12 protein-coding genes are annotated in these 12,965 nt (G+C 75.5%); 7 read left to right on the forward strand and 5 right to left on the reverse strand.

What is annotated here, in order from left to right; all coding sequences use genetic code 11:
* From H9640_RS02700 to H9640_RS02715, 4 genes are read left to right on the forward strand one after another with little or no spacing between them, the layout of a single operon-like run.
* Positions 1-1,437 carry an AMP-binding protein gene (locus H9640_RS02700; RefSeq protein ID WP_191789212.1) on the forward strand — a complete coding sequence of 479 codons (1,437 nt, stop codon included), beginning with the start codon at positions 1-3 and terminating at the stop codon, positions 1,435-1,437.
* On the forward strand, positions 1,434-2,621 hold the full coding sequence (locus H9640_RS02705; protein ID WP_318243609.1) for a thiolase family protein: 1,188 nt from the start codon (positions 1,434-1,436) through the stop codon (positions 2,619-2,621). Before H9640_RS02700 ends, H9640_RS02705 begins: the two co-directional genes overlap by 4 nt.
* Positions 2,622-2,632: 11 nt before the next feature.
* Entirely contained in the window at positions 2,633-3,382 is a 750-nt protein-coding gene (locus H9640_RS02710) for an energy-coupling factor ABC transporter ATP-binding protein (protein WP_191789213.1), read from the forward strand.
* Positions 3,379-4,041, forward strand: coding sequence for an energy-coupling factor transporter transmembrane component T family protein (locus H9640_RS02715; RefSeq protein ID WP_318243610.1), 663 nt, complete (start codon positions 3,379-3,381; stop codon positions 4,039-4,041). The genes H9640_RS02710 and H9640_RS02715 overlap by 4 nt, the downstream gene beginning before the upstream one ends.
* Before the next feature lie 20 nt (positions 4,042-4,061).
* On the opposite strand, the gene H9640_RS02720 is transcribed toward H9640_RS02715, so the two are convergent.
* Positions 4,062-5,057 (reverse strand): helix-turn-helix transcriptional regulator, encoded by a 996-nt coding sequence (locus H9640_RS02720; RefSeq protein ID WP_191789214.1) that lies wholly within the window; start codon positions 5,055-5,057, stop codon positions 4,062-4,064.
* A 104-nt stretch (positions 5,058-5,161) separates the two neighbouring features.
* On the opposite strand from H9640_RS02720, the gene H9640_RS02725 reads away from it, so the two are divergent.
* Entirely contained in the window at positions 5,162-5,584 is a 423-nt protein-coding gene (locus H9640_RS02725) for a VOC family protein (protein WP_191789215.1), read from the forward strand.
* Between the two features lie 52 nt (positions 5,585-5,636).
* Here the strand turns inward: H9640_RS02725 and H9640_RS02730 are convergent, their stop codons facing one another.
* Both H9640_RS02730 and H9640_RS02735 read right to left on the reverse strand, forming a co-directional pair.
* Complete coding sequence (locus H9640_RS02730; RefSeq protein WP_191789216.1) at positions 5,637-6,590, reverse strand: phosphotransferase; 954 nt, start codon at positions 6,588-6,590, stop codon at positions 5,637-5,639.
* Positions 6,591-6,701: 111 nt separating this feature from the next.
* On the reverse strand, positions 6,702-7,247 hold the full coding sequence (locus tag H9640_RS02735) for a hypothetical protein (protein ID WP_191789217.1): 546 nt from the start codon (positions 7,245-7,247) through the stop codon (positions 6,702-6,704).
* A gap of 304 nt (positions 7,248-7,551) precedes the next feature.
* On the opposite strand from H9640_RS02735, the gene H9640_RS02740 reads away from it, so the two are divergent.
* Positions 7,552-9,855, forward strand: coding sequence for a choice-of-anchor I family protein (locus tag H9640_RS02740; RefSeq protein WP_191789218.1), 2,304 nt, complete (start codon positions 7,552-7,554; stop codon positions 9,853-9,855).
* Positions 9,856-9,861: 6 nt separating this feature from the next.
* Positions 9,862-10,905: a WxL protein peptidoglycan domain-containing protein gene (locus tag H9640_RS02745; protein ID WP_191789219.1), complete on the forward strand. Its 1,044-nt coding sequence runs from the start codon at positions 9,862-9,864 to the stop codon at positions 10,903-10,905.
* Positions 10,906-10,956: 51 nt separating this feature from the next.
* Here the strand turns inward: H9640_RS02745 and H9640_RS02750 are convergent, their stop codons facing one another.
* Positions 10,957-12,210, reverse strand: coding sequence for an MFS transporter (locus H9640_RS02750; RefSeq protein WP_191789220.1), 1,254 nt, complete (start codon positions 12,208-12,210; stop codon positions 10,957-10,959).
* On the reverse strand, positions 12,207-12,941 hold the full coding sequence (locus H9640_RS02755; protein ID WP_191789221.1) for an ArsR/SmtB family transcription factor: 735 nt from the start codon (positions 12,939-12,941) through the stop codon (positions 12,207-12,209). The genes H9640_RS02750 and H9640_RS02755 overlap by 4 nt, the downstream gene beginning before the upstream one ends.
* Positions 12,942-12,965: the final 24 nt, after the last annotated feature.

The following is a 12,965-nucleotide window of genomic DNA, read 5'->3' on the forward strand; positions in this document are numbered from 1 at the left end:
ATGCCCGTCGCCCACGCCGTCATCGCGCACGCCCGCAGCTCCGCAGGGGGTCGCTGCGCGCTGCGCTCACCGGAACGCTCTCGCACCTACCGAGCCCTCGCCGCGGACGTCGCGGCGGGAGCGGAGTTCCTGCGGGCGACCGGGACGGTCGTGGGCGACGTCGTCGCGATCTCCCTGCCCGACCCGGTCGATCTCCTCACGGCCCTCCTCGCGGTCGACCTCGCGGGCGCCACGCCTCTCGTCTGCGACCACACGTGGTCGCGCGCCCAGCGCGCCGAGGTCCTGCGGACGATCGCCCCGGCGGGCTTCGTCGAGGTACCGCTCCCGCGGGGCGGCGCGGCGGACGCGCTCGTCCCGCTCAGCGGCCCGGTCGTGGGCAGCGCGCCCGACGACGTCTCTCCCGTCGAGCCGACGGCGTCGGATCTCGCGTGGTCCGGGTTCTCGTCGGGCAGCACGGGTCGCCCCCGCGCGGTCGTGCGCACGCGCGGTTCCTGGACGGGGTCGTTCCCTGCGGCCGCACGGCTCACGGGCACCCGGTCCGAGGACACCGTGCTGGTGCCCGGCCCGCTCGCGTCGTCGCTGTACTGCTTCGCGGCCGTGCACGCGCTCGCGACGGGGGCGTGCGTCCAGCTCGCCAAGGGCGACGCCGCGATCACGACGGCCCTGGCGACCTCCGACGTCGTGCACCTCGTGCCCTCCGCGCTCGAACCGATCCTCGACGCGGTCGAGGCGGGCGCCCCGAGCCGCCTGCGGACCGCCGTGGTCGGCGGCGCCTCGCTGCCGGACGACGTGCGCGAGCGCGCGGCCCGCGCCGGGGTGGGCGTCGTGACCTACTACGGGGCCGTCGAGCTGTCGTTCGTCGCGATCGACACCGACGGCACGGGACTGCGCCCCTTCCCAGGCGTCGAGGTCGAGGTGCGCGAGCTGCCGGGGGCGACGCTCGGCGAGGTCTGGGTGCGGTCGCCGTGGGTCGCGCAGGGGTACCTCGCCCGCGCGACGGGACCGTTCCGCCGCGACGGCGAGTGGTGCACCGTGGGCGACCTCGCAGAGGTCCCCACCCCGAGGAGCGAGGGCGGCGTCCCGCTCGTCCTGCGCGGCCGGGGCGACGGCGCGATCCTCACGGGCGGCGCGACCGTGGTTCCCGAGGACGTCGAGGTCGTGCTGCGCGCGATCCCCGGTGTCGAGGACGTCGTGGTCGTGGGGACCCCGCACCGCCGCCTCGGCGCGGTCGTGACGGCCGTGGTGCAGTGCGCGGACCGGCCGGGGCTGCGCGCGCACCTCGAACGCGTGGCCCGGGCCTCGTTGTCCTCGGCCCAGCGCCCGCGCCACTGGTACGGCGTGCGCGAGCTGCCGCGGACGCCGTCGGGCAAGGCCGCGCGCGGCGCGATCAGCGAGGCGCTGCTGTCCGGGGAGCCCGCGTACGAGGCGCTGCGGTGAGCGCGTCGCCCGGCTCCCCCGTGGTCGTCGCCGCGCGGCGGACCTGGATCGGCACGGCGGGCCACGGGCACGCGGACCTCTCGGCGACCGACCTCGCCGCGCCGGTCCTGGGCGCGACGCTCGCCGACCTCCCGGCGGGCCACGGCCTGGGCGTCGAGGACGTCGTGCTCGGGAACTGCACGGGACCCGGCGGGAACCTCGCACGGCTCGCGGTGCTCGCGGCCTCGCTGCGCGACCCGGACGGGCCGTTGACCGAGCACGTCCCCGGGGTCACGGTCGACCGGCAGTGCGGCAGCGGGCTGGCCGCGATCCTGCTCGCGGCCCAGGGTGTCCGCGCCGGGGACGCCGACCTGGTGCTGGCCGGCGGCGTCGAGAGCGCCTCGACCGCCCCGCAGCGCGCCCACCGCCCGCCGCGCGGATCGAAGACCCTGCCCGTCCTCTACGACCGCGCCCCCTTCACGCCGCCCGAGCTCGGCGACCCCGACATGGGCGCCGCCGCCGACGCCCTGGCCCGCGAGCGGGGCATCGACCGCGAGCGCCAGGACGCCTACGCCGCACGCTCGCACGCGCTCGCCCTCGCGGCCCACGCGGCGGGCCGCTTCGCCGACGAGACGGTCCCGGTCGGGCCGCTCGCCCGCGACGAGCGCGCTCGCCGGCTCGACCCGGCGCTGCTCGCACGCCTCCCGGCCGCGTTCACCCCGGGCGGGACCGTGACCGCGGGCAACGCGAGCCCCATCAGCGACGGGGCCGCCGCCGTCGTGATCGTCCCGGAGCGCGTGCGCGCCCGGCTCGGGGTGCCCGGCCTGCGGCTCGTGGGCGGATTGACGCGCGGCTGCGACCCGCGCCTGCCGGGCTGGGGACCCGTCCCGGCGGTGCGCGAGCTCGTCGCCCGGACGGGCCAGACCCTCGACGACCTCGCCGCGATCGAGCTCGTCGAGGCCTTCGCGGCGCAGGTCCTGACGTTCACCGACGCGCTCGGTCTGCCCGACGACGACGCCCGCCTGTGCGCGGACGGCGGCGCCCTGGCGCTGGGTCACCCGTGGGGGGCGAGCGGAGCCGTGTCGGTCGTGCGGCTGTTCAGCAGGCTCGTGCGCGCGGGGGCCCCGGCGGGCTCGCTCGGTCTCGCGGCCGCAGCCGTGGGCGGCGGCCTGGGTGTGGCCGGGATGTTCGAGGTGGTCCGATGAGAGGGGCACGCATGCACAGGTCGACCGTCGAGAACCCGGCCCGGGATCCGGCGACCGCGACACCCGAGGTGGGCTGCGTCGTCGGGCTCGAGGACGTGCACGTGCGCCTGGGCGAGCGCGACGTCCTGCGCGGGGTCACCACGGAGCTGCGCGAGCGGCGCATCGGGATCGTCGGCGCGAACGGCTCGGGAAAGAGCACCCTCGCGCGGCTGCTCAACGGGCTCGTGCTGCCCACGCGCGGCACCGTGCGGGTCGACGGCCTCGACACACGACGCTCGGGGGCCCAGGTCAGGCGACGCGTCGGCTTCGTGTTCTCCGACCCCGACGCGCAGATCATCATGCCGACCGTCGCCGAGGACGTCGCCTACTCGCTCCAACGCAGCGACCACGACCGCGCCGGCCGCGACCGGCTCGTCGCGGACTGGCTCGCGCGCCACGGCCTCGACGGCCACGCCGACCACCCCGCGCACCTGCTCTCGGGCGGCCAGAAGCAGCTCCTCGCGCTCACGTCGGTCCTCGTGACCTCGCCGCGCCTCGTCGTCGCCGACGAGCCCACGACCCTGCTCGACCTGCGCAACACGCGACGCGTCGCGGCGCTGCTGGCCGAGATCCCGCAGCAGGTCGTGCTCGTCTCGCACGACCTCGACCTCATGACGGGCTACGACCGCGTGCTCGTGATCGACGAGGGCCGGGTCGTGGCCGACGACGAGCCCGCACCCGCCGTCGCGTACTACCGCCGTCTCCTGGACGAGCGGCCGTGACCCCTGTGAGCGCGGCCCGGCCGAGCACGGCGGCGGGCACTTCGGCGGGCACGGCGACGGGCACGGCCGGTGCCTACGTCGTCGGGCGCTCGCCGCTGCACCGCGCCCCCGCCGGGCCCAAGCTCGCCGCGCTCATGGCGTGCTCGCTGGCCCTGCTGCTCGTGCGTGACGCCGTGGGCGTGGGCCTCGCCGCTCTCGCGGTCGCAGGGCTCTACGCGGTCGCGGGCCTCGGGTGGCGGGCCGCGTGGGGCCAGGTGCGACCCCTGCGCCTGTTCCTGCCCGTGGTGTTCGCGCTCCAGTGGTGGCTCATGGACCTCACGTCCGCCGCGGTCCTCAGCACGCGCCTCCTGGTGCTCGTGGCGCTCGCGGGCCTCGTGACCTGCACGACGCGGGCCTCCGACCTGCTCGCGGCCATCGAGCGCGGGCTCTCCCCGCTCGCGCGCGTCGGTGTGGACGTCGGGCGCATCGCGCTCGTGCTTGCCCTCGCGCTGCGCAGCGTGCCCGTGATCGCAGACCTGGCGGGACGGGTCCGTGACGCGCAACGGGCCCGCGGTCACGAGCGCGACGTGCGGGCCTTCGCCGTCCCGCTCGTCGTGGGCGCGATGCGGCAGGCCGACGCGCTCGGCGAGGCCCTGCGGGCGCGCGGCTTCGACGACTGAGCCCGGGTCAGCGGGCAGGGTCAGCGGCCCGGGTCGCCGGAGGTGGCCGTCCGGGCGAAGCGTTCGGCGAGCTCCCCGAACGCGGCTCGGAGCTCCGGTGGCTCGACGACGTGCACGTCCGCCCCGAAGCGTCCGAGCAGTGCGGCCAGGGCCGTCCACGACCACGACCCGACCTCGACGCCGCAACGCTCGGCCCCCAGGTCCTCGACGACTCCGTCGTCGACGAACGGCGCGACGGCCCGTGCCGGGAGGTCGACGACGACCTTCCCGCGGCACGGCCAGTCGTTCGAGGGTCCTCCCTTGAACCGGGCCGCGACGAACTGCTGGACGTCCTCGCCCGGCACGGTGCGCGGCGTGAACCGCGGGCCGGTGTGCGCGCGGGGGACCATGCGGTCGACGCGGAAGATCCGCCACTCCGCGGCACCCAGGTCCCATGCGACCAGGTACCAGCGGCCGCGGGCAGCCACGAGATGGTGCGGTTCGGCCTGCCGCGGCGGCCGAGGGTGCTCCTGGGGTGTCCGCGTGCTCCCGAGATAGTCGAAGCGGACGACCTCGCGGGTGCGGATCGCGGTCGACAGCAAGGCCAGGTCGTCGGTCGCCACCTCGCGCACCGAGGCGTCGTCGGCGAGCGTCGTGAACTGCACCGCGTCGACCCGGGTGCGCAACCGGGTCGGCATGACGCGGCGGATCGTGGAGAGCGCCCGTCCCGCGGCGTCCTCGACGCCGGCCGCCGCGAGGGGCACCGCCTGCAGGGCCACGGCGATGGCCGTGACCTGGTCGTCGTCGAGCAGCAACGGCGGCAGCTCGGCGCCGGCGTCCAGGCGGTACCCGCCCACGGACCCGCGACCGGCACGGATCTCGTAGCCCATGTCGCGCAGGCGGTCCACGTCCCGGCGCACGGTCCGGAGGCTGACGCCCAGGCGCTCGGCGAGCACCGGGCCGGGCCAGTCCCGGCGCGCCTGGAGCAGCGACAGCAGTGCGAGCAGTCGTGGGGCCGTACCGGCGGGCTGGCTCATGTCCTCCATGCTACGAACCATGAGGACAGAACCTGACCTCATGGCTCGGCACAGTGGTCCTCGACGGGGCGCCCGCCCCGGCACGGACCGACCGAGGAGCCGACATGACCGTCGCCACCACCACGCACCTGAACTTCCGCGGGACCGCCCGCGACGCGCTGACCTTCTACCAGGAGGTCTTCGGCGGGCACCTCGCCGCCGTGACCTATGCCGACGCGCACGCCGTGACCGAGCCCACCGAGGCCGACCAGGTCATGTGGGGCCAGGTCGCCTCCGACGCCGGCTTCCGGGTCATGGCCTACGACGTGCCTTCGCACACGAGCCACGAGCCGGGGGTCATCCCGGTCTTCGTGTCCATCCGCGGCACGGACACCGACGAGCTCCGCCGCTACTGGGGCGGGCTCTGCGACGGTGCCACGGTCCTCGTCCCCCTCGCCCAGGCCCCGTGGTCGCCCCTCTACGGCATGCTCACGGACCGCTTCGGCGTCACCTGGGTGCTCGACGTCGAGGTCCCTTGGAACGGCTGACCCCTGCCCCTCGCGTTGCCCCCGTCGCCCGGGGCCCGCCCCGTCCCGCTGTTCAGGCCCTCCGCTGCTCGAGCCACTCGATCGCGACGACGCCCTGCCGTCGCTGGAACGCGCGCAGGGTCGGCATGTTCAGCGGGGCGGGGTGACGTGCCGCGTCGAAGAAGTACCCGGCGAGGCCCGCGAGGAACGCGTCGACGTCCTCCCGCGTGGCCCCCCGGAACAGCGGGTGGGTCGCCGTGATCCGGTCGACGTCGACCGTGCTGCCGTTGACCCGCGCGTCGAGCAGCAGGGTCACACCGTCGATCCAGCGCGCGCCCGTCCCGGCCCACGGCCAGTCGACGACCCACACGCGCGCGGACGTGTCGACCAGCAGGTTGTCGAACCGGAGGTCGAGGTGGACGAGCCGGTCGCCGTGCGCAGCGCGGGCCGCCCCGGCCGCGAGCGCCTCGAGCTCGTCGAGGTGGCTGGCGGCCCAGGCCGGGAGCGCCGACAGGTCACCGTCGGAGCGCAGCCGCATCCAGCCGCCGAACGACGGGGCGAGCTCGGCCGTCGCGTCGGGGAACGGCGAGGAGCCCGAGGGGTCCCGGACCACGGGCTGCTCGAGGAGCGCACCGAGGAGCGCGATGAGCTCGCGGCGCTCGGGCGGTAGGCCGGGGTGGCGGCCGTCGACGTCCTCGATCACGAGTGCGACCCACTCGTCGGACTCGTGCGCGCCCAGGAGCCGGGGGGCGGGCGCGGCGCCCGGCAGGCGGCGCAGCACGTCGAGCTCGCGGCGGTGGATGTCGTACGCGTCGGCGTTGCGCGAGCGGCTCACGGCCTTGACGAAGGCCCGGTCGCCCGCAGCGGTGCGCACGCGGTCGGCGCTGCCCGGGGAGTACCCGTGCGCCTGGCTCTCGGCCAGGACCACCTCGCCGCCCAGGATCTCCTCGACGTCCGCGCGCACCTGCGGTGCGAGCTCCTGCCAGGTCGTGCGCCGCGTCGAGACGGTGCGTCGTGTCGAGTCCATCCGGGTGACAGTAGTCGGCGCGCGGGGCGGGACCGCTGAGCGCGCGCCCGCGAGTCCTGTCGTGTTCTCGCAGGTCACCGCATCTCACCCGCACCCGACCTGCAGCCGGCCCTACGTCGCCGCCGGGGTCGGCTGCTGCTCGATCTCGACCCTCGTGAGCTCGGGCGTGAACGCGTACACGTCCTCGCCGTCCGCGGAGGTCCACCACTTGCCGCACATCACGGTGCTCGCCCTCTCCTGCCCGTCGGGCCACCACGTGGCCAGCAGCGTGGCGTCCGTCCGGTAGTCCTCGGCCGTGAACCCTTCGCGCTCGGGTTGCGGGGTGAGAGGGTTCTCGGCCGAGACGGTCGTGCAGTCGGCCGGCAAGCCGTCGAGGCTCCCCCGGTACGTGAGCAGGCGCTCCGTGCCCGTGGTGCGGAAGATCCCCTGGACGGTCGCGGCGTCGTCGGGCACCCAGGCCGGGACGACCTCGTCGGCCTTGCCCTCCTTGCCGGTGTCGAACGCGTAGGTCTTGGTGTGGCCGTCGTTGCGCTCCGAGAGGCTCTCGGAGAGGCCCCCGCACGCGCTGAGCGCGAGGGCTGCGAGGCCTCCGAGGGCGACGACGGCGAGGGTGCGGGAACGGCGGGCGAGGGACGGGGACGTGGTGTTCGTGGTCATGGCATCGACGCTACGGAGGCTCCCTGGGCCGACGCGTCGGGTCCTGGTCGGGTCCTGCGCGCGCCCGCCTGCGCCGCTCGCGGGACCTCGCGACCGACGGCCTCCACCTCTCGTCGCAGGCTCACGGTCGGCGCCCCAGGGTCATCCCCTAGGCGCCGGGATGCCGGATTCGTCGCGTACGCCCCATCGGTCATCCGGCGGCCCTCGTCCCGTCGGCCGCCGTTCACCGGCTCGACACCGGCCGGGCCTAGGTTCCGAGCGTCTGCCCTGCACCCTGCAGGGCCATCGGAACGAGGAGCACGGAATGCGCGTGGTTCACCAGTCCCGCCTGCCGTACCCGAAGGCGGTCGGCATCGTGGCCGCCGGCCTCGCGGTCGCGGTCGCCGCCGGGACGTTCGGGGGCGTCGGCACGGCCGTCGCGGCCCCCGACCCGTCCGTCCCCCCTGCCGTCACGCTCTCGCCGCTCGGCACGTACTCGACGGGCCAGCTCGACGAGTCCGCAGCGGAGATCGTCGCGTTCCACGCGGCCTCGAAGCGCCTGTTCGTCGTCAACGCGCAGTCCGGCAAGGTCGACGTGCTCGACGCCCAGGACCCCTCGGCACCGACCAGGCTGTTCGAGCTCGCGGTCGGCGGCACGGCCTCCGCGGACGGCTCGGTCGTCGCGGCGGACGCCGTCGTGAACTCGGTCGCGATCCGCCCCGACGGCCTCGCGGTGGCCGCGGTCGAGTCGAGCACCAAGACCGACGACGGATGGCTCGTCCTCTTCGACGCCGCCGCGCCCGTGACCACGCCGGGTGCCGCCCCCGCGAACGCGATCCTCGGCGCCGTGCGCGTGGGCGCGCTGCCCGACATGGTGACGTTCTCGCCCGACGGCTCGCGCATCGCGGTCGCGAACGAGGGCGAGCCCGCGGACGACTACGGCGTCGACCCCGAGGGCTCGATCTCGATCGTCGCGGCGCCCGCGAGCCTCGCGAGCGCCGCCCAGGCGGACGTCCGTACGGCGACGTTCCACGCGTTCGAGGCGGGTGGCGCCAAGCCGCTCCCGGCCGGGGTCCGCGTGTTCGGCGGTCGGGAGGCCGCGGGCACCGGCACGCCCGATCGCCCGGTGTCGGAGAACCTCGAGCCCGAGTACATCGCGTGGGACGCGACCGGCACCCTCGCCTACGCGAGCGTCCAGGAGGCGAACGCGCTCGCGGTCGTCGACGTCGCGAGCGCGACCGTGACGGACCTGCTGCCGCTCGGGACGCAGGACCACCTCGCCGCGGGCAAGGGCCTCGACGCGTCCGACAAGGACGGGAAGATCGACATCCGCGCGTGGCCGGTCAAGGGCCTCTACCAGCCCGACACGATCGCCTCCTACCAGGCGGGCGGCGCGACGTACCTCGTCACGGCCAACGAGGGCGACTCGCGCGACTGGGCCGGGTACTCCGAGGTCGCGCGCGTCAAGGACCTCGGCAAGAAGGGTGTCCCGGGTCTGTGCGCCGACGCGTTCTCGACGTTCGTCGGCGCGCCCGGCAACCCGGCGACGCTCGCCGACCTCACCGCGGACGCCCACCTGGGCCGGCTCAACGTCAGCACCGCGAGCGGGCTGCGCGCCGACGGCTCGTGCTACGACGAGCTGTACTCCTACGGGTCGCGGTCGTTCTCGATCTGGTCGACCGACGGCCGTCAGGTCTTCGACTCGGGCGACGCGTTCGAGCAGCTCGTGGCCTCGGTCAACCCCGACTTCTTCAACTCGAACCACACCGCGTCCGGGTTCGACGGGCGCAGCGACGACAAGGGCCCCGAGCCCGAGGGGCTCGCGCTGGGCGCGGTCGGCGGTCGCACCTACGCGTTCATCGGCTTCGAGCGCGTGGGCGGCATCGCGGTCTTCGACGTCACCGACCCCGCGCGCGCGACCTACGTGTCCTACGTCAACCACCGCGACTTCTCGGTGAGCGCCGAGGCGACGCCCGATCGGCTCGCCGAGGCGGGCGACCTGGGTCCCGAGGGCCTCACGTTCGTCCCCGCGAGCGACTCGCCCACGGGCACCCCGCTGCTCGCGGTCGGGAACGAGATCTCGGGCACCACGACGTTCTACGGCGTCGACGTGCCCGGTGCCGAGCCCCACGACGGCCGGATCGACCTCACGGTCACCGTCCCCGCCGCGCCCGTCGAGCCGGGCGAGTTCGTGTGGACGGTCGACGGCGGCAGCCGCGTCGTGGACCTCGGAACCGCACGGCTCGCGGGCGACCACCTCGCGGCCGCCGGGCGGCTGAGCGCCGTGACGGTCACCGACACCCGGGCGACGGCGCCCGCATGGTCCGTCTCGGCCCAGGTCGACGACTTCACGAGCGGTTCCGGCGCGGGCGCGGGCGCGCTGCCCGGCAAGCACCTCGGCTGGACCCCGGCGCTCGTGACGCCGGGCGGCGGGACGCTCGCGGGCGCCCCCGTGGCCTCGGGCCTCGTGAGCGGCAACGGCCTCGCCGACTCGGCCCTCCTGGGTTCGGCCGCGGCGGGGCACGAGCCGGGCAGCGCGGTGCTCGGGGCCGACCTCGACCTGCGCTTCCCGGTCGACGCCGCCGCGGGCACGTACACCGCGACGCTCACGCTGACCGCGATCGGCTGACCGGCCGTGGACCGTCGCACCGCGTCCTCCCGTCGTCGTCGCGGTGCGGCGGCCGTCCTCGCCGGGGTGGTCGCAGCGCTGCTGTCGACCACCCCGGCCGGGGCCCTCGAAGCGCCCGACGGCGCGGCACCGGGCAGCACACCTGTGACCTGGGGCGTGGCCCCCGCCTCGGCCCCGACGTTCGACCTCGCCCTCGACCCCGGGGCCACGATCACGGACGAGCTCGTCGTGACCAACCGCGGCGACGTGCCGCTCGACCTCGCGGTCTACGCGGCCGACGCCTTCACCTCGCCCACGGGTGCGCTCGACGTCCTGCCCGCGGGCGCGACGTCCGTGGACCTGGGCGCCTGGATCTCGACCGACGTCCCGCAGGTCGCGGTCGCCCCCGGCGAGCGCGCGACGGTCCCCTTCACGCTGAGCGTCCCGGCCGACGCCACGCCCGGCGACCACACGGCCGCGATCGTGACCTCGCTCGTGACGGGCGCCGGCGAGGGCGGGGTCGCGGTCGACCGACGCCTCGGCACGCGCGTCCTGGTCCGGGTCGCAGGAGACCTCGCTCCGTCGGCGACCGTCACGGCCGTGCACGCCGACTACGCCGGGTCGTGGAACCCCGTGGGCACCGGGGACGTGCAGGTCTCGTTCACGGTGACCAACACGGGCAACGTGCGCCTGGCGGGTCCGCTCTCGGCGTCGGTCGCGGGCGGTGTCGGCAGCGTGGTGGTCCCGCTGGGCGACCTGCCTGAGCTCCTGCCGGGCGACGCGCTCACCCTCACGGGGACGGTGAGCGGCGTCGCGCCCCTCGGGCGGCTCGGGGCGTCGGTGACCCTCGCGCCCGTCGTCGCCACGACGGCGAGCACCACCCTGCCCGACGGCGCCGCCTCCTCCCGCGTGGCCCCCGCCACGGGCGAGGGCCGGCTGTGGGCGGTGCCGTGGTCGGCTCTCGCCCTGGCGACCCTGCTGGTGGGTGCGGTGCTGGGCTGGCGGGCGCTGCGTCGTCGGGCACGCGTGCGGTTCGAGGCCGCGGTCGACGCGGCGCTCGCGGCCCGCTGAGTGCGTGGTTCGGCGGCGGCTCGCCGGGCGTGTCGCGGCCGCACCACGCCCTCAACGGCCGGCGGCCTGCGCGGGCTCCGCGGCCTCCTCTGCCGCCGACGCGCGCGAGCCCTTGAGCGAGAGCAGCATCGAGACCGCGAGCCCCGCCGCGGTGACCCCGACGAGCAGGCGGTAGTCGACGGCCCCGACGACGGCCGCGGCGACCACGGTCATGACGAGCTGCGGCACGTTGAGCAGCATGTTCGTCGCGGCCGACGTGCGCCCCTGGAGCGTCGACGGGGTCTTGAGCTGGCGCTCGGTCACGAAGCCCACGATCGCCCACGTGACGCCCAGCCCGATCGCGCCCATCCCCACGATGATCGCGACGAGGTTCGTACCCAGGGCTGGCAGGATGCCGAGCGTCACGATCCCGAGCGCGAGCGCGACCAGGCGCTGCGACCCGATCCGCTTGATCATGCGCGCGGCCGTGAGGCCCGCGACGATCGCGGTGACGCCCTGGACGCTCGAGATCGGACCGAGCATCTCCGGACCCAGCCCCAGGCCGTTCTCGATGACCGCGAAGCTCACCGCGTTGAGGACGCCCACGGCCCCGAACGCGACCGCGAGCGCGACGGTCAGGACCCCGAGCGGGGCCGTGCGGATCAGGTGCCGGAAGCCCGCGGTGATCTCGGCGAGGAACGGTTCGCGCTCGTCCTGCGGCGTCGGCGGGGTCTCGATGAGCACGATCCGGGACACGACGAACGCCGCGACGGCGAACGCGACGACGGCCGAGACCACGAGCGGCAGCGGGCCGACCGCGACGTACACGCCCGCACCGATGACGGGCATGACGAGACGGAAGGTCTGGTCGATCGTCGTGAGCCGGCCGTTGGCGGACCCGAGCGCCTCGTCGGGCAGCAGGTCGCGGATCAGGCCGGACTGGGCCGCGGCCGTCGCGAACCCGATCCCTGAGTACAGCACCGTGACGACGAAGATCAGCCACACCTGGTCCGGACCGCGGACCGCAAACAGCGAGAGCAGAGAGACCGCGCCGACGAGGTAGGCGACGATCATCATGCGGCGGCGCGAGACGCGGTCGGCGACCTGGCCGAGCAGCGGCGAGACGAGCGCCGGGAGGCCCAGCGCCGCGAACACGAGGCCCGCGGTGCCGTTCGATCCCGTGAGGTCCTTGACCCACACCGCGAAGATGACCGCGAGGACCGAGTCCGCGAAGTTCGTGAAGCCCCACGCGACCGTCAGGAGACGGAAGGGGCGCGTGCGCAGCGCCTGCTTGACCAGAGCCGCGGTGTCGGTGTCCGTGGTCATGCGCCGGCCTCCTCGCCGGTCGGCAGCTCGATCGTGACCGAGCCGGGGGTGGACGTGCCCGCCCCGGGAGCGGGCGGGGCTGCGGCGGACGCCGGGACGTCGGGGTCGAACGGGTCCGCGTTGACGACGCCGAAGAGCCGGGCGGGCCGCGAGCCCTCGGGGCGCAGCTCGGGGTGCGCCCAGCGGCCCTCGAAGCGGTCGGTGATCGCCTGGAGCTCGCGCGAGAGCTCGGTGAGCTCGGCGGGCGTCGCCCAGAACGAGCTCTTGGTCATGACCGAGGCGAGCAGCCACTCGTGGGGCTGGCGAGGCGCGCCGTCGATCCAGTGCGCGATCCGCGCGGCCTCCTGGTCGACGACGATCCGTGCGAGCTCGCCCGCGGCGCGCAGCGACTCGGGCTGCTCGGGGTCGTAGCGGCTGGTGCGCCCCGTGCCCACGGGCTTCCACGGCTTCTCGCGCCCGACCCGCTCGGCGGGCTCGACGAACCCGTACTTGGCGAGCATGCGCAGGTGGAACGAGCAGCTCGCGACCGACTCCCCCGTGACCTGCGCGCAGCGCGTGGCGGTGGCCTGGCCCTCGTCGTCGAGCAGGTCGAGGATCGCGAGGCGCAGCGGGTGCGCCAGGGCGCGGATGCGCTCCGGGTCGGAAGTCGTGACGGCCTCGTCGCGCTGCGCCGGAGCCGGGGGCTGCGCGGGCTGGTGAGCGGCGTCGTCGGGCGGGGTGGTCTGCGGCATGGCAGCCACGCTACAACTCTAAAG

The organism is Oerskovia gallyi (assembly GCF_014836745.1).
Classification (GTDB): domain Bacteria; phylum Actinomycetota; class Actinomycetes; order Actinomycetales; family Cellulomonadaceae; genus Oerskovia; species Oerskovia paurometabola.

What these genes read in the sequence shown, in the direction of transcription:
- H9640_RS02710 (WP_191789213.1), top strand. Translation starts at nt 2,633, where the DNA reads ATGCACAGGTCGACCGTCGAGAACCCGGCCCGGGATCCGGCGACCGCG.
- H9640_RS02740 (WP_191789218.1), top strand. Translation starts at nt 7,552, where the DNA reads ATGCGCGTGGTTCACCAGTCCCGCCTGCCGTACCCGAAGGCGGTCGGC.
- H9640_RS02725 (WP_191789215.1), top strand. Translation starts at nt 5,162, where the DNA reads ATGACCGTCGCCACCACCACGCACCTGAACTTCCGCGGGACCGCCCGC.
- H9640_RS02720 (WP_191789214.1), bottom strand. Translation starts at nt 5,057, where the DNA reads ATGAGCCAGCCCGCCGGTACGGCCCCACGACTGCTCGCACTGCTGTCG.
- H9640_RS02735 (WP_191789217.1), bottom strand. Translation starts at nt 7,247, where the DNA reads ATGACCACGAACACCACGTCCCCGTCCCTCGCCCGCCGTTCCCGCACC.
- H9640_RS02750 (WP_191789220.1), bottom strand. Translation starts at nt 12,210, where the DNA reads ATGACCACGGACACCGACACCGCGGCTCTGGTCAAGCAGGCGCTGCGC.
- H9640_RS02755 (WP_191789221.1), bottom strand. Translation starts at nt 12,941, where the DNA reads ATGCCGCAGACCACCCCGCCCGACGACGCCGCTCACCAGCCCGCGCAG.
- H9640_RS02730 (WP_191789216.1), bottom strand. Translation starts at nt 6,590, where the DNA reads ATGGACTCGACACGACGCACCGTCTCGACGCGGCGCACGACCTGGCAG.
- H9640_RS02700 (WP_191789212.1), top strand. Translation starts at nt 1, where the DNA reads ATGCCCGTCGCCCACGCCGTCATCGCGCACGCCCGCAGCTCCGCAGGG.